Origin of the sequence: Rathayibacter sp. Leaf296, from assembly GCF_001423045.1 — a bacterium.
Taxonomy (GTDB): Bacteria; Actinomycetota; Actinomycetes; order Actinomycetales; family Microbacteriaceae; genus Rathayibacter; species Rathayibacter caricis.
Genome location: NZ_LMNR01000002.1, coordinates 195,414 through 215,382, shown reverse-complemented (window position 1 = coordinate 215,382; position 19,969 = coordinate 195,414). Strand labels below are relative to the sequence as shown.

The window sequence follows — 19,969 nt, the reverse complement described above, 5'->3', positions numbered from 1 at the left end:
GGCCCGTCCGCCACGCGCTCTCCCGCCGATGCCGTGCTCGGGATCCGGCTCCGGCCCAGGCGCTCCGCCCGTCCCCCTGCGCCTCCCGATCCCGCGGCACCGCCTCCTGGAAAGAGCCCCGAATGACCACGCCCTTCACCGACCGCCTCCCGCTCGCCCGCCAGGCCGTCGATCGCGACTACCTCACCCGCGCCCGTCCGGATCTCTACGACGAGCTGCTCGCCGATCCCGCCACCCGGGTCCTCGCCCTGCGCAAGGACCGCGCCCTCGTCGACGGCGACGCCCTCGCCCTGCAGAGCGCGAGCGCGGTCACGGCGGGCACCCTCCGCGTCTACCTCGGCCGCACCACCGTCGACGCCCCGGGGGAGCCCGCGGGCACGCCCGTCGTCGCCACGGTCCTCACCGAGGCCGCCGCGCTCGAGCTCGAGCCCGACGAGGAGCGCTGGAGCGCGCTGCGCCCGATCGCCGAGCGCCTCAGCCGCCGCGACGCCGGCCTCTTCACCGAGGCGCTCGCGATCGCCAACTGGCACGCCTCCCACGCCTACTCGCCGCGCAACGGCGATCCGACGATCGTGGAGCAGGGCGGCTGGGTGCGCCGCTCGCCCACCGACGGCAGCCAGGTCTTCCCGCGCACCGACCCCGCGATCATCGTCTGCGTCCTCGACGCCGACGACCGCCTGCTGCTCGGCTCGAACGCGATGTGGGGGGCCGACCGCTTCTCGCTCCTCGCCGGCTTCGTCGAGCCGGGGGAGTCCCTCGAGGCCGCCGTCGTCCGCGAGATCTTCGAGGAGTCGGGCATGCGGGTCGTCGATCCCGTCTACCTGGGTTCGCAGCCGTGGCCCTTCCCCGCGTCGCTGATGGTCGGCTTCACCGCCCGCCTCGCGCCCGACCAGGAGCCGGCCGCGCTGCTCCCCGACGGTGAGGAGATCGTCGACCTCCGCTGGTTCACCCGCGACCAGCTGCGCGACTCGCTCGAGTCGGTCCTGCTGCCGGGCCGCTCCTCCATCGCCCGCGCCATGATCGAGGACTGGTACGGGGGCGAGCTCGAGAACGGGCCGATCGCGTGAGCCTGCTCGACGGACTCGACGAGGGGCAGCGCGAGGCGGCGGAGGCTCTGCTCGGCCCGGTCTGCGTGCTCGCGGGAGCGGGCACGGGCAAGACCCGCACCATCACGCACCGCATCGCGCACGGGGTCGCGACCGGCGTCTACACGCCGAGCCGGGTGATGGCGCTGACCTTCACGAGCCGGTCGGCGGCGGAGCTGCGCTCGCGCCTGCGCGTCCTCGGTGCCGGGGGAGTGCAGGCCCGCACGTTCCACGCCGCGGCGCTGTCGCAGCTGGGCTACTTCTGGCCCCAGCTCGTCGGCGGGACGATGCCTCAGCTGCTCGACGGCAAGGCCCGCCTGCTCGGACACGCCGCCGAGCGGCTCCGCCTGAAGCTCGACACTGCGACGCTGCGCGACCTCTCGGCCGAGATCGAGTGGCGGAAGGTCTCGGCGCTGTCGCTCGAGCAGTACGCCGTCGCCGCCCGCACCCGCGCGCTCCCCGGTCGGCTGACGCTCGAGCAGACCGTCGCCCTCGTCGACGAGTACGAGGGGCTGAAGGACCAGCGCCGCCAGATCGACTTCGAGGACGTCCTGCTCGTCACCGCGGGCATGCTCGAGTCTGAGCCCGCGATGGCCATGCAGGTCCGCGAGCAGTACCGCTTCTTCGTCGTCGACGAGTACCAGGACGTGAACCCGCTCCAGCAGCGCCTGCTCGAGCTGTGGCTCGGCGACCGCAGCGACCTGTGCGTCGTGGGCGACGCGAGTCAGACGATCTACTCCTTCGCCGGCGCCCGCGCCGACTACCTCCTCGACTTCCCGGGCCACTGGCCCTCCGCCACCGTGGTGCGCCTCGAGGAGAACTACCGCTCCGCGACTCCGATCGTGCAGACGGCGAACCGCTTGATGCGCGGTCGCCCCGGCGCCCTCGTCCTGCACGCCGTCGAGAAGGGCGAGGCTCCCGAGCCCTCCATCGACGCCTACCCCGACGACATCGCGGAGGCGCGCGGCGTGGCCGAGCGGGTCGCCGCCGACATCCAGGCGGGCGTCCGCCCCTCCGACATCGCGATCCTCTTCCGCACCAACTCGCAGTCGGCGGTGCTCGAGCACGCGCTCACCGAGCGCGGCGTCAGCGCGCACATGCGCGGCGGCAAGCGCTTCTTCGACCTGCCCGAGGTGAAGCAGGCGGTCATGCAGCTGCGCGCCGCCTCGGTCTCGATCGCCGGCGAGCCCCTCTTCAAGTCGGTCAGCGACGTGCTCCGCTCGCTCGGCTGGAGCGCCGAGCCGCCGTCCGCCCCCGGCGCGGTCCGCGACCGCTGGGAGTCGCTCGACACCCTCGCCCGCCTGGTCGACGAGGCCCCCGCTGACTGGAGCTTCCGGCAGTTCACCGATGACCTCCTCGCCCGTCAGCAGGTGCACCACGAGCCCGACCGGGCGGCGGTGACCCTCGCGACCATCCACTCCGCGAAGGGCCTGGAGTGGGAGTCGGTCCACCTCATGGGCCTCTCGGAGGGGCTGCTGCCGATCTCGTACGCGAGCGGTCTCGAGGGCATCGACGAGGAGCGCCGACTCCTCTACGTCGGCATCACCCGCGCCCGCAGGCGGTTGCGCCTGTCGTGGTCGCGCTCGACCGTGGGCCGCGTCACGAGGCGGGAGCCGTCGCGGTTCCTGGAAGAGCTCGGCACGCGCACTCGCGGTGCGGCTCCAGCCTCCGCTCGCTGAAGCCGCCCGACGCATCGGAGTAGGTGCGCTCGCTCTCGCGCAGCGCCGTCGATCCCGCGAGGACCCGGCGGAGCACCGCATCGGCCGCCACCACCGCGATCGAGGCGCTGGCGAGGCCGGTCCTGGTCGGGGCGCGGCGGCCGAGCACCTGGATCACGAGCCGCGGCCACTCGGGGTCGAAGTCGATGCGGTCGCGCTCGGCGCAGTGCAGGCAGGGCCCCGCGCCCGGCTCGACCAGCGGGCCGACCCGGACCGCCTCGTCGCCGAACACCACCGCGAGGTGGGGGACGTCCGCCGCCAGCCAGTGCGCCGCCCGCGCGGGAGCGACGGCGAAGTCGGCGAGGAGCACCGCCACGTCCGGCACCTCCTCCTCCGCCACGAGCTCGCAGCCCTCTCCGCGCAGCAGGGTGCGCAGGGCGTCCGCCGCGGCGCCGTCGCCCTCGACGACGACGCGCGGCGCCGGCGGTGGAACGGGGGAGACGTTGCGGGAGAGCACCGGGCGCAGCGTCTCGAGCAGGTCGTCGATCCGGTCGTCGGAGGCGCCGGCCCGCTGCGCGATCAGCCGCGCGGTGCCGGCGCTCGTCCCGATCCGCAGGGCGTGCAGGAGCAGCTCCTCCGCGTAGCCGACGCCCTCGAGGACCGCGTGCGGTCGGTCGAGGCCGATCTGCACCGCGGTCGCGGAGCGCCAGAGGACGGGGAGTCGGGGATCGAGCCGGAGGACCATGCCGAGAGCATGGCCGAAACGACGGAGGGGCCCGCGGAGTTCTCCACAGGCCCCTCGCGCGTCGTCGGATCAGACGGGACGGTCGCCCGTCGGGCCGGTGCCGTCCTCGGAGGAGGCGTCGGGCGTCCCGCCGTTCAGGAGCTCCTCGAGTGCGAGGTCCATCTCGTCCGGCTCCGGAGTCTCGCCCCGGGCCTCCGCGCTGAGCCGCGCCACGAGGCGGCTGGGGTCGTCCAGATCCTCGGAGCCGGGAAGAAGATCGGGGTGCGACCACAGGCTGTCGCGCGCCTGGGCTCCGACCGCGTCGGTGACGGCCTGCCACATGGCAGCGGCGTCGCGCAGGCGCCGGGGACGGAGCTCGAGGCCCACGAGGGTCGCGAACGCCGACTCGGCAGGGCCTCCGGAGGCGCGGCGGCGGCGGACGGTCTCGGCGATCGCGCCGGCACTGGGCAGGCGCGTCGTCGCGGCGGCGGTCACCACGTCGACCCAGCCCTCGATGAGCGCGAGGACCGTCTCGAGGCGGGCGTGCGCGGCGAGCTGCTCCTCCGTCTTCGGCGGGATCAGAGCGCCGGAGGTCATCGCGTCGCGCAGCTCCTCGGGGTTCGAGGGGTCGAACGTCTCGGCGAGCTCCTCGAGGCGGGTGGTGTCGATGCTGATGCCGCGCGCGAAGTCGGTGATCTGCGAGATCAGGGCCAAGCGGAGCCACTTGCCGTGGCGGAAGAGGCGGGCGTGCGCGAGCTCGCGCACCGCCAGGTAGATCTGGACCTGGTCGATCGGGATGTCGAGGCCCTCGTTGAACGCGGCGACGTTCTGCGGCAGGATCGCGGCGTCGCCCTCGTCGAGCAGCGGGATGCCGATGTCGCCGCCCGAGACGACCTCGGCCGCGAGCTGCCCCACGACCTGACCGAGCTGGAGGGCGAACAGCGTGCCGCCGATGCCGCGCATCATGTTCTCGGCGCCGGCGATCATCGCGCGCATCTCCTCCGGAGCCTGCTCGCGCATCACACGGGTCAGAGCGTCCGAGATGCTCAGGGCGACGGGCTCGGCGAGCTGCGTCCAGACCGGCATCGTGAGCGAGATCCACTCGAGGCGGCTGATGCTGCGCGGCGGGCGGCTGAGCTCGGACACGTGGGCGACCTCGTCGAGCCAGAGTGCGGCGACGCCGAAGGCCCCGTCGAGCGGGGCGCGCACGGAGTCGGTGACCGGCACCGAGTCGGCGCGGGCGAGCTGCTTGGCCTGCTCGCTCGCGAGCGTCCAGTTGATCCCGTCGCCGTTCTGCTGCATCGCGCTCTGCAGCTGCGAGAGCAGGTTCTGCAGCGCGACCGGGTCGTTCGGCAGCCCGGCCGCACCGGCCAGCTGGGAGGGGTCGATCGGCCCGTCGCCCGAGAGGAACCGGCTCAGCATCTCGCGGAACTCGTCCTCCGAGCCCTCGCCGGGTCGGTCAGCACTGTCGCCTGCGGCCATTCGGATCAGCCCTCCGTCGTTCGCGTGAACGCCCGGGATCGTGACTCGACTCCCAGTCGTGCAAGCTACGTTAGCCCGAGTGCCCGGGCGATCGGCCTGAAGACGACCGCAACCGCAGGGCCCGCTTCCGCCCGCCGCGAACACTCCGGCGGAGCTTCCCCGCACGCCCTGAGGAAGGCCCCCGTGACGCTGTTCTCCGACGATCCCCGGCGCTCTCCCACGCGGGAGCGGCGGGCCTGGGTGGGGCCGGCCGTGCTGTTCTCGGGGGTCGCTCTCGTCGTGGTGCTGGGCGTCGCCCCGGCCCCCTACGTCATCGAGCAGCCGGGCCCCGTCTTCGACACCCTCGGCACGAGCGAGGCCGACGGCGAGGACGTGCCCCTCATCTCCATCCCCGACGAGCCGACCTACCCCACCACCGGAACCCTCGACATGCTGACCGTCTCGGTCGTCGGCAACCCCGAGAGCCTGCCGAGCTGGGTCGAGATCGTCGGCGCGTGGTTCGATCGCAGCAAGGCGGTCGTGCCGGTCGAGTTGATCTTCCCGCGGTCGGTCACGGTCGAGCAGCGCGACGAGGCGAACCAGGCCGAGATGACGGATTCGCAGCAGGAGGCGATCGCCGCCGCGCTGACCGAGCTGGGGTACCCGGTCGAGCAGCGCGTGTCCGTCGTGCAGATCCCCGACGGGTCGCCGTCGGTCGACGTCCTCGAGCCCGGAGACGCGGTCGTCGCGGTCGGGGGCGAGCCGGTCGCCGACGTGGCAGCGCTGCGCGAGGCGGTGCAGGCGTCCGGAGCGGGCACGCCCGTCGACCTGACCGTCGAGCGCGGCGGGGAGCAGCAGGACGTCCGCGTCGTGCCCGTCGACCGCGACGGCTCCGCGGTCCTCGGCATCGTCGCCGGCGCCGCGTTCGACTTCCCCTTCGAGGTCGACATCCAGCTCGACGACGTGGGCGGCCCGAGCGCCGGCATGATGTTCGCGCTCGGCATCATCGACAAGCTCACCGAGGGGTCGCTCAACGGGGGAGCGGAGGTGGCCGGCACCGGCACCATCGACGCCGCCGGCGAGGTCGGGCCGATCGGGGGCATCCGACAGAAGATGTTCGGAGCGGTCGACGCCGGAGCCGACTGGTTCCTCTCTCCTGCGCAGAACTGCGGAGAGGTCGTCGGGCACGTACCGGACGGCCTGCAGGTGCTCAGCGTCTCGACGCTCGACGAGGCGCTCGCCGCGCTCGAGGGCATCGCCGCGGACGACGTCTCCGGGCTGCCGACCTGCGACACGGCCGAGCCGATCGACTGACGTGCGGCTCCCGGCGGTCGGGGCCGACGCTCAGGTGGGCCGGACACCCGTCGCATAGCATGGGTGCCCTCCCCTCACATCTCGACAGCAAGAGGCTTATCCGTGAGTTCCACAGCAACCGAAACCCCGCCGCGGAAGAGACGGAGCGTCCTCGCCGTCACTGTCGTGGTGGTGGCCGCTCTGGTGGTGGCGTTCTTCGTCTTCGCCGGTCTCTACACCGACATCCTCTGGTACGACCAGCTCGGCTTCCTCTCCGTGCTCACGACGCAGTGGGCGGCGGCGGGCGGCCTCTTCGTCCTCGGCTTCGTCGCGATGGCCGTCCCGGTCTTCATCAGCCTCAGCCTCGCGTACCGCCTCCGGCCGGTCTACGCCAAGCTCAACTCGCAGATCGACCGCTACCAGCAGGTGGTCGAGCCGCTGCGGCGCCTGGCGACCTTCGGGATCCCCGCGGTCCTGGGCCTCTTCGCCGGAGTGTCCTCGGCGTCGCGCTGGCAGACCAGCCTGACCTTCTGGAACCGCACGCCCTCGGGCGACGTCGACCCGCAGTTCGGGCTGGACACGTCCTTCTACCTCTTCGAGCTGCCCTTCTACCAGAGCCTCGTCGGCTTCGCCTCCGCCGTCCTCATCATCTCGGCGCTCGCCACCCTCGCCACCGGCTACCTCTACGGAGCCATCCGCGTGAACGGCCGCGAGGTGCGCGTCTCGAAGTCCTCCCGCATCCAGGTCGCGATCATCGCGGCGCTGTACCTGCTGGTGCAGGCGGTCAGCCTCTGGCTCGACCAGTACGCGACCCTCACCGACCAGGGCGCCCGCATCACCGGAGCGACCTACGCCACCGTCAACGCCACGATCCCCGGTCTGCAGATCCTCGCCCTGGTCGCGGCGCTCGTCGCGGTCCTCTTCGTCGTCACGGCCTTCATCGGCCGCTGGCGCCTCCCGGTCATCGGCACCGCGCTGCTGATCGTGTCGAGCCTGCTCGTCGGGTCGCTCGCCCCGTGGGTCGTGCAGAAGTTCCAGGTCGAGCCGAACGAGCGCACGCTCGAGGAGCCGTACATCCAGCGCAACATCGACATGACGCGCCAGGCCTACGGAGTCGACGACGTCGAGGTCATCCCCTACGACGCGACGACCGACGCCGAGCCGGGCGCGCTCCGCTCCGACGCCGAGACGACCGCGAACATCCGGATCCTCGACCCCGCGGTCGTGACCGACGCGTTCTCGCAGCTCCAGCAGTTCCGCCAGTACTACTCCTTCGGCGACGACCGCAACGCGCTCGACGTCGACCGCTACTCCATCGAGGGCGCGACCCAGGACGCCGTCGTCGGCGTCCGCGAGCTGAACCTCAACGGCCTGGGCAACAACCAGACCTGGTACAACCAGACGCTCGTCTACACCCACGGCTACGGCCTCGTCGCCGCCTACGGCAACCAGCGCTCGGCCGACGGCGAGCCCGTCTTCATCGAGTCCGGCGTGCCCACGACCGGCGACCTCGGTGACTACGAGCCGCGGATCTACTTCGGCGAGAACTCGCCGGCGTACTCGATCGTCGGCGGTACCGAGTCGCGCGACATCGAGCTCGACTACCCTTCGGGCACCGACGGGGCGCAGCAGACGTACACGACCTTCGACGGCGAGGGCGGCCCCTCGCTCGACAACGTCTTCAAGAAGCTCGTCTACGCGATCAAGTTCCAGTCCGAGCAGATCTTCCTGTCGGACGGCGTGAACAGCGAGTCGCAGATCCTGTACGACCGCAACCCGGTCGACCGCGTGCAGAAGGTCGCTCCGTACCTGACGCTCGACTCGGACGCCTACCCGACCGTCGTCGACGACCGCGTGGTCTGGGTGGTGGACGGCTACACCAAGTCGGCCGACTACCCCTACTCCGCCGTGCAGAGCCTCTCGCAGGCCATCGCCGACACCAACACGCAGCAGCAGTTCCCGACCGACGACGTGAACTACATCCGCAACTCGGTGAAGGCCACGGTCGACGCCTACGACGGCAAGGTCACCCTGTACGCCTGGGACACCGAGGACCCGATCCTGCAGACCTGGCAGAAGATCTTCCCGTCGACGGTGAAGCCCGTCAGCGACATGTCGGCCGATCTGATCAGCCACGTCCGCTACCCGGAGGACCTCTTCAAGGTCCAGCGCGCGGTGCTCGGCACCTACCACGTGACCGAGGCGGGGTCGTTCTACTCCCGCGAGGACGCCTGGTCGACGCCGAACGACCCGACGAGCGGAGCCGCCACCACGGCCGCCGCGACCGGCGACACCCTGCAGCCGCCGTACTACCTGACGCTGCAGACCCCCGACCAGGACGTCCCGTCGTACTCGCTCTACTCGACGTACATCCCGGCGAGCGTCGCGGGCAGCCAGACGAGCCGCAACGTGCTCACCGGCTACCTCGTGGCCGACTCCGACGCGGGATCCGCTGACGGCGAGGTCGCCGACGGCTACGGCACGCTCCGCCTCCTCGAGCTGCCCAAGGACGACACGGTCCCCGGACCCGGCCAGGTGCAGAACGCGTTCACGACCGACCCCACTGTCGCGAACGAGCTCAACATCCTGTCGCGCGGTGACACCACGGTCACCCGAGGCAACCTGCTGACGCTCCCCGTCGGAGGCGGTCTGCTGTACGTGCAGCCGATCTACGTCCGCTCCAACGGCGACACGAGCTTCCCGCTCCTCCAGAAGGTGCTGGTCGCGTTCGGTGACGACATCGCGTTCGAGGACACCCTCGACGCCGCGCTCGACAGCCTCTTCGGCGGCGACTCGGGAGCGACTGCCGGCGACACGGGAACGCCCACGACTCCGGACACCGGCACCGACCCGGGCACCGACGTCGGGACGGATCCGGGAACGGACACCGAGACCGGTGGATCGGACGCCGACACCGGCGACCAGACGCCGCTGCAGCAGGCGCTCAGCGACGCCCGCACCGCGCTCGACGCCCGCGAGGCGGCCCTGCGCGCCGGCGACCTGACCGCGTTCGCGGCGGCCGACGAGCAGCTGACGGAGGCTCTCGCCCGGGCCCTCGAGGCCGAGGGGGCGCAGTAGCACCATGGTCCAGGTCGACCGCGGCGAGCACCTGCGCTCGGGGGAGTGGCTCGATCTGAACCGCGCCCTCTGGGACGAGCGCGTCGCCGCGCACGTCGACAGCTCGTTCTACGACCTGTCGGCGCTGCGCGGCGGGGCGGGCCGGCTCTTCCCCGTCGAGGAGGAGTCGCTCGCCCGCGTCGTGCCCGACGGCTGGGAGGGCAAGCGGGTGCTGCACCTGCAGTGCCACTTCGGCGCCGACACCCTCGCGCTCGCCCAGCGCGGCGCGGACGTCATCGGAGTCGACTTCTCGATGCCGGCCGTGCGCAAGGCGCGCGAGCTCGCGGCGGAGCTCGGCCTCGCGGACCGCGCCCGCTTCGTCTGCGCCAACCTCTACGAGCTGCGGCACATGCTGCCGGAGCCCGACTCCTTCGACGTCGTCGTCACCACCTGGGGCACCGTCGTCTGGCTGCCCGACCTCGTCGAGTGGGCGCGCATCGTCGAGTGGTTCCTCGCCCCCGGCGGCTCCTTCGTCTTCGTCGACACGCACCCCGCCGCGGCGGTCCTCACCGGCTCGCCCGAGGGGGAGGAGCCTCGGTTCCAGCAGCCCTACGACGGCCGCGGCGAGCCCGTCGTCGTCGAGAGCTCGGGTGACTACGCGGTGTCGGACGCCTCGTTCGAGAACGTCCGCGCCCACGAGTTCAGCCACCCCATCGGCTCGATCGTGTCGGCGCTGCTCGGTGCGGGGCTGTCGCTGACGGAGCTGCGCGAGGAGCCGATCGCGCCGTGGCGGGTCGTTCCGCAGCTCGTCGAGAGCGACGGCGTCTGGTCCTGGCCCGACCGGGAGTGGCTGCCGCTGGCGCTCGCGATCACGGCCGTGAAGCCCCGCTGAGGGTCGGACCCTCCCGCTCCCGGCCCTCGATTTGCATCGCTCGCGATCCGCGTGTAATGTCTTCTCTTGTGCCGCGGGGTGGAGCAGTTCGGTAGCTCGCTGGGCTCATAACCCAGAGGTCGTAGGTTCAAATCCTGCCCCCGCAACAAGAAAGCGAAACCCGGTCTCCTCGGAGGCCGGGTTTCGTCGTTAACGGGCGCCCGATCGTCGCCCCTCCGCCGATCGAGCAGCCTGCGGAAGGCGTCCCCTGCCTGCTGATCGAGCAGCCCGCGGAGCGGGCGCGTCGAGATCCGGTTCAGTCCGCGGCGATCACGCTCAGCACGTTGCCCGCCGGGTCGCGGAACCAGGCGATCTCCGGGCCGTGCCCGCGCATCACTCCGGTCGCGTCGGTCGGGAGCTCGTCGTCGTCGTAGATCTTCGTCACGACGCCCGCGGTGTTCAGCTCCGCCACCGCGTCGTCGACCGACTCGACCGAGAGGTTGAGGATCGTGAAGGTCGCGGGCACGTGGTCCTGCTTCGGGTACGCGATCGCGTGACCTCCACCGGGGAGGTCGATCTCGAGGATGCCCATCGAGTTGAGCGACACGTCGAACCCCAGCGTCGTCCCGTAGAAGGCCCTCGCCGCCTCGATGTCGTCGACGCTGAAACCGCTGAACACGCGCTCGCTCCGGACCACGGTGCACCTCTTCCGTCCGCGGGGCAGCGTCGTTGCCGCCCTCTCGGGCCAGACGCTACTCTGATCGGCTGCCCGCGTCACCACCGCGGAGGAGGGATCGGCATGGCCCCCGCCCTCCCTCGCGCGCTCCGCCCCTTCGAGACGCGCGGCTACCGGTTCCTCGGCGGCTCTCTCGCGCTCTCCCTCCTCGCGAGCGGTGTGTGGATCGTCGCCCTCGTCTGGCAGGTCATCGCCCTGGGCGGCGGCCCCGGGGACGTCTCTCTGGTGGCGACGGCCAGCGCCCTCGGTCTCGTGCTCGCCGTGCTCCTCGGAGGAGTGCTCGCCGACCGGGTGCCGCAGCGGCGCATCCTGATCGTCGTCGAGGCCGTGCGGGTGCTCGTCGTCCTCGCCGCGGTCGCCCTCTCCGCAGCCGGGATCCTCACGGTCTGGCAGCTGACCGCGGTCGCGTTCGTGCTCGGCGTCGGTGAGGCGTTCTTCTTCCCGGCGTACTCCGCGCTCCTCCCGCGCCTGCTGCCGGCCGATCAGCTCCTCGCGGCGAACGGCGTCGAGGGGGCTCTTCGCCCGATCGCCCAGAGCGCCGCCGGGCCTGCGATCGCGGGGGCCGTGATCGCGGTGTCCGCGCCGTCCGCGGCGTTCGCCGTCGCGGCGATCGGATACGCGCTCGCCCTCGCGGGGCTGCTCCTGGTGGGTCCCGTCCCCTTCGAGCGGGCCGCGGAGGCCGGAGGGAGCCCGCTGGGCTCGGCTCTGCGCGACCTCCGCGAAGGTTTCGGCTACATGGTGCGCACGCGGTGGCTCCTCGCGACGCTGCTGTTCGCGATCGTCCTCGTGTTCCTGGTCGTGGGTCCGATCGAGGTGCTCGTGCCCTTCGCGGTGCGCGATCAGACCGGGACCGGCGCCTCGGGCTACGCGCTCGCACTCACGGCGTACGGCGTGGGCGGAGTCGTCGGCTCCCTCGTCGTCTCCTCGCGCCCCGTGCCGCGTCGCTACCTGACCACGATGATCCTGCTGTGGGGCCTCGGTGCGCTCCCCTTCGTCCTGCTCGGCGTCGTCGACCAGCTGTGGATGATCGCGGCGATCCTCTTCCTCGACGGCGTCACGGGAGCGGCCGCGCAGGTGCTCTGGGGCACGCTCCTGCAGCAGCGAGTGCCGTCGGCACTGCTCGGACGCGTCTCGAGCCTGGACTTCTTCGTGTCCCTCGCTCTGATGCCGGTCTCGATGGCCGTCGCGGGCCCGGTCGGCGAAGCGGTCGGGATCGCGCCGACGTTCGCGGTCGTCGGCGTGCTCGCGGCGGCGTCGGCGGTCGTCACGCTCCTGCTCGCGCGGCTGGGACCGGACGAGCTCGCTCACCCCCTCCGGAACGGGTGAGCAGGGTCGCCGTGCCGGGTGTCGCAGGGCGGTGTGTCGGAGGTGGTCGGCCGGTATCCTCGACGGGGACGCGAAGGGTGACGGTGTGACGGACGAACAGGTGGACGGGACTCCGACGGCCGGCGACGGATCTGGAGCGATCGACCACCCGACCCGGCGCAGCCGCCGGGCCGCCGAGGCGTCGCCGGCGTCCTCGCTCTCCGACTCCGTCCCGGGAGAGGCCGCCCACCGCGGCGATCGACCCGCCCGCGCCGCCGCCGGCCGCCGCGCGGCCCCTGACGCTCCCGTCCTCGCCGTGACCTCGCCCGTCCTTGCTCCACGGGTCCCCTCCGTCCCGCCTGTGCGCCGCCGCAAGGCCGCAGTGCTCCGCGGCGCGATCAGCACCGCCGCGGTGGCCGCGATCGCCGGCATGGTCGCCGTCATGGCGCTCCCCGCCTACTCGTTCGACCCCGCCGACGACTCGCAGGCCGCGATCGAGGCGGAGGCGCGCATCCGCGCCCTCGGCACGCAGAAGCTCACCGTGTCGGCATCGGCCGCCCAGGAGCAGGTGATCCGCGACTCCTTCACCGCGCCCACCCAGCAGCAGCTCGACGAGGCCGCCGCCCAGGCGCGCGCCCTCGCCGAGGCCGCCGAGAAGGCCGCCCGCGAGGCCGAGCTGGCCGCGTCGGTGGCCGCGGACCCGACGGCGGCACCAGGATCCTCGAGCACCTCCGTCACTCCCCGCGAGGAGGGCGACGACTACCCCTGGCGCGACCAGCTCACCGACGACCAGGGCGGCGGCCTCTCGCCGCTGCGCTACTACTACCGCGAGTGCGTCGACTTCGTGGCGTGGCGCCTCAACCGCGACCAGGGCTCGACCGGTGCGCCGTGGAAGTGGACCTGGGGCAACATGACCCCCGGCGGCGGCAGCGCCTACGCGTGGGCGGGCCAGTGGGCGTCGCACGGCTGGGAGACCAGCACCACTCCGGTCCCCGGCAGCGTCGCCTGGTTCACCGGCAACCACGTCGCGTACGTGCAGGCGGTCAACGCCGACGGCAGCGTCTCGCTCGAGGAGTACAACTGGGGCAACGACCACTCGTACCACACGCGCACGATCCCGGCCTCGAGCGTGCCGCTCTTCCTCTACCCGCCGAGCTGATCGTGTCGACCGGACCCGCCACGGGCATCGGATTCGCCGTCGCGCAGTTCGCGCCGGTCGCCGACCGCGACGCGAACCTCGCGACCATCCGGCGACTCGTCGAGGTCGCCGTGCAGCGCGGCGCGCGCGTGGTCGTGCTCCCCGAGTACAGCTCCTCCTTCGCCGACCCGCTCGGTCCCGGGACGCTCGCCGCGGGGGAGCCGCTCGACGGCGCCTTCGTCCAGGGGCTCGGAGCGATCGCCCGCGCCTTCGACGTGTTCGTGGTCGCCGGCATGGTCGAGGCGATCGAGGGGGAGCGCCGCGTCGCCAACACCCTCGTCGCCGTGGATCCCGAGGGCGCGCTGGTCGCGCACTACCGCAAGCTCCACCTCTACGACGCGTTCGGGCAGACCGAGTCGGAGTGGATCGCCCCCGGCGAGATCGGCGCGCCCGAGACCTTCGCCGTTGGCGACCTCGTCGTCGGGCTGCAGACCTGCTACGACCTCCGCTTCCCGGAGGTGACGCGCTGGCTCGTCGACGCGGGGGCCGACGTCGTCGCCGCGCCCGCCGAGTGGGTCAGGGGGCCGCTCAAGGAGGCGCACTGGCGCACCCTCGTCACGGCGCGGGCCCTCGAGAACACGATCTACCTCGTCGCCGCCGACCAGATCCCGCCGATCGGGGTCGGGAACAGCATGATCGTCGACCCGATGGGCGTCGAGATCGCGACGCTCGGCGAGGCCGAGGACGTGGCGGTCGCCTGGCTCTCCCGCGAGCGGATCGACGCGGCGCGCGCGAAGAACCCGGCGCTCGCCCTGCGGCGCTTCACGGTCCGTCCGCTGTAGGAGCCGCCGACGGGTCCGCGGAGGACCCCGTCAGGCCCGCAGGCGGGCGAGGCGCCCGGCCGCCTCCTCGAGCACCTCGAACCGCTTGCAGAAGGCGAAGCGCACCAGCGAGCGGTACCCGGCCGCGTCCTCGGGTCGGCAGAAGGCCGAGACCGGCACCGCGACCACACCCGCGAGCTCCGGCAGCGACCGGCAGAAGGCCGTTCCGTCGGTCCAGCCCAGCGGGGCGACGTCGGCCACGACGAAGTAGCTCCCGGACGAGGGCGACACCGCGAAGCCCGCGGCCGCGAGACCGGCCGAGAGGATGTCGCGCTTACGCTCGAGGGTGCCCGCGATCCCGCTGAAGAAGGAGTCGTCGAGCCCCAGACCCCGGGCGACCGCCCCCTGGAACGGCGAGCCGCTGACGTAGGTGAGGAACTGCTTGACCGCGAGGACCGCCGTGATCAGCTCGCGCGGCCCGGTGATCCATCCGATCTTCCACCCGGTGGTGCTGAACGTCTTCCCGGCCGACGAGATCGTCAGCGTGCGCTCCCACGCGCCGGGCAGGGTCGCGATCGGCACGTGCGGGGAGTCGAAGCGGAGGTGCTCGTAGACCTCGTCGGTCACGATCAGCGCGTCGTGCCGGTGCGCGAGCCGCACGATCAGCTCGAGGGTCTCGACCGGCAGCACCGAGCCGGTCGGGTTGTGCGGGTCGTTGACGAGGATGACCCGCGTGCGATCCGTGACCGCCGCCTCCAGCTCCGCGTGGTCGACCGAGAAATCCGGTCCGCGCAGCAGCACCGTCCGGTGCACGCCCCGGGCGAGGGCGATCAACGCCCCGTACGCGTCGTAGTGCGGAGTGAACGTGACGACCTCGTCCCCGGGCTCCAGCAGGGCGAGGAGGGTCGCGGCGAGGGCCTCGGTGGCGCCGGTGGTGACGAGGACCTCGCCGTCCGGGTCGGGCTGGAGACCGTAGAAGCGCTCCTGGTGCGCGGCGACCGCGCCACGGAGGACCGGGAAGCCCGGACCCGGCGGGTACTGGTTGAGGCCCGACGCGATGGCCTCCCGCGCGGTCTCGAGCACCTCGCGCGGTCCGTCCTCGTCGGGGAAGCCCTGACCGAGATTGATCGCGCCGGTGCGTTGCGCGAGCGCGCTCATCTCGCTGAAGACGGTGGCGGCGACCTCGCCGCGGGGACCGAGTAGGCCGGCGCCCGCGGCGGCGCGGGTCCAGGATCCATGGATGCTCACGGCCCCAGTCTGCACGCTCGGGCGGGTGTGGACTTCGAGTCCCGCTTCCAGCCCGGTCATAAGGAACCCCCAGGTTCGGTGGCCAAGCTGACTGAGCTTGGAAGGAGCACTACCCATGACCGAGAGTCACGAGGGTCCTCGTCAGCCCGAGGATCCCACCGTTCCGACGGACCCGCAGGCGTCCGCGGCGGCCGAGCAGGGCCGCGGGTCCGAGCACCCCACCCTCCCGCTGCCCGAGGCGTCTGCGCCCCGCCACGAGGCACCCGCGCACCCTGCGGCGGCCCCCCAGCCCGCCTCCTCCGCGGGTGACGAGGCGCGCCCCGTCGCACCCGCCCCCCGGTACGGCCAGTACGCACCGCCCGCGGCGAACACGGTCCACAGCTCCGAGAACCCGCCCTCCTCGAGCGCGTTCGGCCCCGGCGGCGAGCAGCCGCCCGCGCCGACGACCGCTCCCGCCAAGCGCCGTGCCGGCGTCAGCGTCGTCGCCGCCCTCGCCATCGGCGCGGTCGTCGGGGGAGTGGCCGGCGCCGGCGTGTTCGGCCTCTGGTCGGCATCGAACGGCTCGGCCACCCGCGTCGTCTCGGCCGGCGGCGGCCAGACCATCACGGTGAACAACGCCGAGGACGCGACCACGGCGACCGCGGTGGCCGCGAAGGCGACTCCGAGCGTCGTGACGATCGCGGTGAGCGGCGGCTCGTCGGCGGGCACCGGCTCGGGCATCGTCCTGTCCGACGACGGCTACGTGCTCACCAACACCCACGTCGTCACCCTCGACGGAGGCGTCGCCGACGCCGCGGTCACGGTCACGACGAGCGACGGCCGGATCTTCGACGCGACCATCGTCGGCACCGACCCGACTCTCGACCTCGCCGTCATCAAGCTGACCGACGCGAGCGATCTCACTCCGATCACCTTCGCCGACTCCTCCGAGATCAACGTCGGCGACACCGCCGTCGCGATCGGAGCGCCGCTGGGCCTCTCCGGCACGGTCACCGACGGCATCGTCAGCGCGCTCAACCGCAGCATCCAGGTCGCCTCCTCCGCGGCGCCCGACGACTCCGGCGACAGCTCGAGCGGCAGCACCGACAGCCCGTTCAACTTCGACATCCCGGGTCAGGCTCCGCAGACGCAGGCGACGAGCACGATCTCGCTGCCGGTCATCCAGACCGACGCGGCGATCAACCCGGGCAACTCGGGCGGCGCGCTGCTCGACAGCGACGGCGAGCTCATCGGAGTCAACGTCGCCATCGCGAGCGCGGGCTCCTCGAGCTCGGGCGACCAGAGCGGCAATATCGGAGTCGGCTTCGCCGTTCCGAGCGCGGTCGCCGAGCGCATCGCGAAGGAGATCATCGAGAACGGATCGGCGACGCACGGCCTGCTCGGGGCGAGCGTCACCGACTCCACGGAGGACGTGCTCGGCGCGGCCATCCGCGAGGTCACCTCGGGCGGGGCCGCCGAGGCCGCGGGCCTCCGGGCGGGCGACATCGTCACGGGGATCGACGGCACCCCCATCACGAACGCGTCCGATCTGACCGCGCAGGTGCGCGCCCGCGCGGCCGAGGCCGACGTGCAGATCACCTACGTCCGCAGCGGTCAGAGCTACGAGCTCGACGCGACGCTGGGCACCATGGCGACCAGCTGATCCGCTCCTTCCGCACCACCGGCAGCCCCCGAGGATCCGTCCTCGGGGGCTGCTGCTAGTGTGGGGCGGACTTCTGCCCGGACGCCGTCGAGCGGCCGGATCCTCCCGCACGAACTGGACACATGCAGCCCGAGAACCCGACGGACCAGGCCTCGACGGACGACCTCTCCGGCCTGCCCGGCGTCTCGTACGTCATGCCCGTCCTGAACGAGGTCACGCACGTCCGCGCGGCCGTCGACTCGCTGCTCGCCCAGGACTACACCGGTCCCTTCGACGTCGTCCTCGCCGTCGCCCCGAGCATCGACGGCACCGAGGCGCTCGTCGAGCAGCTGAGCGCCGCGGACCCGCGGATCCGCGTGGTGCCCAACGGCGTCGGCTCCACTCCCGCGGGCCTGAACGCGGCGATCCGCGCCTCCCGCCACCCCGTCGTCGTGCGGGTCGACGCCCACTCGGTGCTGCCGCGCGACTACGCGCGGGTCGCGGTCGAGACGCTGCAGCGCTCCGGAGCGGACAACGTCGGCGGCGTCATGGCGGCGGAGGGGCTCACGCCGTTCCAGCGCGCCGTCGCCCGGGCCTACGGCTCGCGCATCGGACTCGGCGGCACCCCGCACCACGTCGGCGGTGCGGAGGGACCGGCCGAGACCGTCTACCTCGGCGTGTTCCGGCGGTCGGCTCTCGAGCGGGCCGGCCTGTTCGACGAGCGCTTCAAGCGCGGCCAGGACTGGGAGCTGAACCGCCGCCTGCGCGAGCAGGGGGGCACGGTCTGGTTCACTCCGAGGCTCACGGTCACGTACCGCCCCCGCTCGTCGATGCGCGCCCTGCTCCGCCAGTTCCTCTCGACGGGGATGTGGCGCGGCGAGCTGACCCGCCTGTTCCCGGCGTCCCGATCGCTGCGCTACTTCGCTCCGCCCGTCCTCGTCGCGCTGCTCGCCCTGGGGCTGCTCCTCGGTCTCGCCGGGGTCGTGCAGGCGCTCGTCGGCGCGGCGCCCTGGCTGCTGCTCGGATTCGCCGTCCCGGCCGGGTACCTCCTGCTCGTCGCGGCCGCCACCGTCGCCGTCGCCCGGGTCGACGGCCCGCGTGCGATGCTGTGGTTCGCCGTCGTGATCCCGTCGATCCACGTGGCGTGGGGCACCGGGTTCGTCCTCGGCTTCGCCGGGCTGACGAGCAACATCTCGGCCGCCCGCAACCAGCCGCGCACGCAGGGAGTGCCGACCGGCACCGACGGCACCGACACTGCGAGGGGCGCATGACCGCGACCACGAGACCCCGATCCATCGCCGAGCTGAAGGCCGTCGCGCAGCCCCCCGAGGTGCGCGGGCGTCGCAACGCCGAGCACTGGACGGCGTCGCTCTACCTCCGCCGCTTCTCGCCGTACCTGACCTGGGTGCTGCTGCGCACGTCGATCTCGGCGAACGGCGTCACGGGTCTGATGATCCTCGTCGGCTGGAGCGCGGCCGCTGCGCTGCTGATCCCCGGAGTCGCCGGCGCCGCGCTGGCACTGCTCCTCGGGCAGCTGCAGATGCTGGTCGACTGCTGCGACGGCGAGGTCGCCCGCTGGCGGCGCACCTCCTCGCCGGCCGGCGTGTTCCTCGACAAGGTGGGCCACTACACGACGGAGTCGCTCATCCCGATCGCTCTGGGCCTCCGGGCCGCGGGCTTCCCGTTCGAGACGCCGGGCGACTTCCTCTGGACCACGATCGGCCTCGCGCTGGCCCTGGTCATCGTGCTGAACAAGGCGCTCAACGACATGGTGCACGTGGCGCGCGCGAACGCCGGTCTGACGAAGCTGGCCGACACGAAGGGGGAGGCCGTCCCGTCCTCGTCCGGGCTCGCGGCGCTGCGCCGAGCCGCGCGCTTCGTGCCGTTCCACCGCCTCTACCACTCCGTCGAGCTCACGATGCTCGCGTTCGCCGCCTCGCTCGTCGGCCTCGTGATCGGAGCGGGCACCGCCGACCGCGGGCTGGTCTCGGCGCTCCTGCCGCTCGCGCTGCTCGCCCTCGCCGGGCACTTCGTCGCGATCATGGCCTCGCAGCGTGTCCGCTCCTGACGCGGCTCCGGAGGCGCTGCCCCGCGTCGGCGTCGTCGTCCTGACCCAGGGCACGCGGCCCGACGACCTCGCGGCCGGGCTCGCGAGCGTCCTCGCCCAGCGCGGCGTGGAGCTCGACGTGGTCTGCGTCGGCAACGGCTGGCCTCCCGAGGGCCTGCCCGAGGGGGTGCGCCCGCTCGCGCTCCCCGAGAACCTCGGGATCCCCGCCGGGAGGAACGCCGGAGTGCCCGCGACCCGCGGCGAGTACCTGTTCTTCCTCGACGACGACGCGCGCGTGCCCTCCCCGGACTTCCTCCGCGACGCGATCGCGCTGCTCCGGTCTCCGCGGCGCATCGGACTCGTGCAGCCGCGCGTCGACAGCACCGACGGCACTCCCGCCCCGCAGCGCTGGATCCCGCGGATCCTCAAGGGCGACCCGCGGCGCTCCGGACCAGTCTTCTCGGTCTGGGAGGGCGCCGTCGTGCTCCGCCGCGACGTCTTCGAGGAGATCGGCGGCTGGGCCGATCCGTTCTTCTACGCCCACGAGGGCATCGAACTGGCCTGGCGGGTCTGGGACACGGGGCGCACCACCTGGTACGCGGGCGAGCTCGTCGCCCAGCACCCGGTGATCCAGCAGACCCGGCACGTCGACTACTACCGGCTGAACGCGCGCAACCGCGTCTGGCTCGCGCGGCGCAACCTGCCCGCTCCGCTCGCCCTCGCCTACGTCGGCTCGTGGACCGCGATCCAGTGCCTGCGCTGGGCGCGGGACGCTCCGGCCCTGCGCGCGTGGTTCGCGGGCTGGTGGGAGGGGTGGCGCACGGACGCCGGTCCGCGGCGCGTGCTGTCGTGGCGGACGGTGCTCCGCATGGGTTTCGCCGGTCGTCCGCCCATCGTCTAGCAT

The 19,969-nt window shown here is 72.7% G+C and carries 16 protein-coding genes and 1 tRNA gene; 13 read left to right on the top strand and 4 right to left on the bottom strand.

The features are described from left to right. Positions 1 to 122: 122 nt before the first annotated feature. Positions 123 to 1,067: an NAD(+) diphosphatase gene (gene nudC / locus ASF46_RS11305; RefSeq protein WP_056867709.1), complete on the top strand. Its 945-nt coding sequence runs from the start codon at positions 123 to 125 to the stop codon at positions 1,065 to 1,067. Further along, a complete protein-coding gene (locus tag ASF46_RS11300; protein WP_056867708.1) occupies positions 1,064 to 2,764 on the top strand; it encodes an ATP-dependent helicase in 1,701 nt (566 codons plus the stop codon). The genes nudC and ASF46_RS11300 overlap by 4 nt, the downstream gene beginning before the upstream one ends. Here ASF46_RS11300 and ASF46_RS11295 read toward each other — a convergent pair. Both ASF46_RS11295 and ASF46_RS11290 read right to left on the bottom strand, forming a co-directional pair. Then, positions 2,685 to 3,488, bottom strand: coding sequence for a hypothetical protein (locus ASF46_RS11295; protein ID WP_056867707.1), 804 nt, complete (start codon positions 3,486 to 3,488; stop codon positions 2,685 to 2,687). The genes ASF46_RS11300 and ASF46_RS11295 overlap by 80 nt on opposite strands. Positions 3,489 to 3,557: 69 nt before the next feature. After that, positions 3,558 to 4,949, bottom strand: a complete 1,392-nt coding sequence (locus ASF46_RS11290) for a zinc-dependent metalloprotease (protein ID WP_056867706.1) — start codon at positions 4,947 to 4,949, stop codon at positions 3,558 to 3,560. Between the two features lie 183 nt (positions 4,950 to 5,132). On the opposite strand from ASF46_RS11290, the gene ASF46_RS11285 reads away from it, so the two are divergent. The 4 genes from ASF46_RS11285 (at position 5,133) to ASF46_RS11270 (ending at position 10,316) form a co-directional block, all read left to right on the top strand. Next, the gene (locus ASF46_RS11285) at positions 5,133 to 6,242 is read left to right on the top strand and encodes a PDZ domain-containing protein (RefSeq protein WP_056867705.1); all 1,110 of its coding nucleotides are present in this window, start codon (positions 5,133 to 5,135) and stop codon (positions 6,240 to 6,242) included. 102 nt (positions 6,243 to 6,344) lie between these two features. Then, positions 6,345 to 9,299 (top strand): UPF0182 family protein, encoded by a 2,955-nt coding sequence (locus ASF46_RS11280; protein WP_200919709.1) that lies wholly within the window; start codon positions 6,345 to 6,347, stop codon positions 9,297 to 9,299. 4 nt (positions 9,300 to 9,303) lie between these two features. Continuing rightward, positions 9,304 to 10,170, top strand: a complete 867-nt coding sequence (locus tag ASF46_RS11275) for a class I SAM-dependent methyltransferase (RefSeq protein ID WP_056867704.1) — start codon at positions 9,304 to 9,306, stop codon at positions 10,168 to 10,170. A 72-nt stretch (positions 10,171 to 10,242) separates the two neighbouring features. Then, positions 10,243 to 10,316: transfer RNA gene (locus tag ASF46_RS11270), tRNA-Met, on the top strand. Between the two features lie 149 nt (positions 10,317 to 10,465). Here the strand turns inward: ASF46_RS11270 and ASF46_RS11265 are convergent. Further along, the gene (locus tag ASF46_RS11265; protein WP_056867703.1) at positions 10,466 to 10,846 is read right to left on the bottom strand and encodes a VOC family protein; all 381 of its coding nucleotides are present in this window, start codon (positions 10,844 to 10,846) and stop codon (positions 10,466 to 10,468) included. A gap of 102 nt (positions 10,847 to 10,948) precedes the next feature. Here ASF46_RS11265 and ASF46_RS11260 point away from each other — a divergent pair, with 102 nt between their 5' ends. From ASF46_RS11260 to ASF46_RS11250, 3 genes are all read left to right on the top strand, one after another. Continuing rightward, positions 10,949 to 12,211: an MFS transporter gene (locus ASF46_RS11260; RefSeq protein ID WP_056867702.1), complete on the top strand. Its 1,263-nt coding sequence runs from the start codon at positions 10,949 to 10,951 to the stop codon at positions 12,209 to 12,211. Between the two features lie 85 nt (positions 12,212 to 12,296). Continuing rightward, positions 12,297 to 13,349 carry a CHAP domain-containing protein gene (locus ASF46_RS11255; RefSeq protein WP_157602457.1) on the top strand — a complete coding sequence of 351 codons (1,053 nt, stop codon included), beginning with the start codon at positions 12,297 to 12,299 and terminating at the stop codon, positions 13,347 to 13,349. 2 nt (positions 13,350 to 13,351) lie between these two features. Further along, positions 13,352 to 14,170 carry a carbon-nitrogen hydrolase family protein gene (locus ASF46_RS11250; protein WP_200919708.1) on the top strand — a complete coding sequence of 273 codons (819 nt, stop codon included), beginning with the start codon at positions 13,352 to 13,354 and terminating at the stop codon, positions 14,168 to 14,170. A 30-nt stretch (positions 14,171 to 14,200) separates the two neighbouring features. Here ASF46_RS11250 and ASF46_RS11245 read toward each other — a convergent pair whose 3' ends face one another. Next, positions 14,201 to 15,397: an aminotransferase class I/II-fold pyridoxal phosphate-dependent enzyme gene (locus ASF46_RS11245; protein ID WP_056868551.1), complete on the bottom strand. Its 1,197-nt coding sequence runs from the start codon at positions 15,395 to 15,397 to the stop codon at positions 14,201 to 14,203. 115 nt (positions 15,398 to 15,512) lie between these two features. Between ASF46_RS11245 and ASF46_RS11240 the strand changes: the two genes are divergently transcribed. The 4 genes from ASF46_RS11240 to ASF46_RS11225 all read left to right on the top strand — a co-directional run bounded on the left by ASF46_RS11240 (position 15,513) and on the right by ASF46_RS11225 (position 19,966). Further along, positions 15,513 to 17,039 carry a S1C family serine protease gene (locus ASF46_RS11240; RefSeq protein ID WP_056867700.1) on the top strand — a complete coding sequence of 509 codons (1,527 nt, stop codon included), beginning with the start codon at positions 15,513 to 15,515 and terminating at the stop codon, positions 17,037 to 17,039. A 122-nt stretch (positions 17,040 to 17,161) separates the two neighbouring features. Continuing rightward, on the top strand, positions 17,162 to 18,289 hold the full coding sequence (locus ASF46_RS11235; protein ID WP_082485445.1) for a glycosyltransferase family 2 protein: 1,128 nt from the start codon (positions 17,162 to 17,164) through the stop codon (positions 18,287 to 18,289). Continuing rightward, positions 18,286 to 19,086 (top strand): CDP-alcohol phosphatidyltransferase family protein, encoded by an 801-nt coding sequence (locus ASF46_RS11230; protein WP_056867699.1) that lies wholly within the window; start codon positions 18,286 to 18,288, stop codon positions 19,084 to 19,086. The genes ASF46_RS11235 and ASF46_RS11230 overlap by 4 nt, the downstream gene beginning before the upstream one ends. Beyond that, the gene (locus ASF46_RS11225) at positions 19,073 to 19,966 is read left to right on the top strand and encodes a glycosyltransferase family 2 protein (RefSeq protein WP_056867698.1); all 894 of its coding nucleotides are present in this window, start codon (positions 19,073 to 19,075) and stop codon (positions 19,964 to 19,966) included. Before ASF46_RS11230 ends, ASF46_RS11225 begins: the two co-directional genes overlap by 14 nt. Positions 19,967 to 19,969 lie beyond the last annotated feature (3 nt).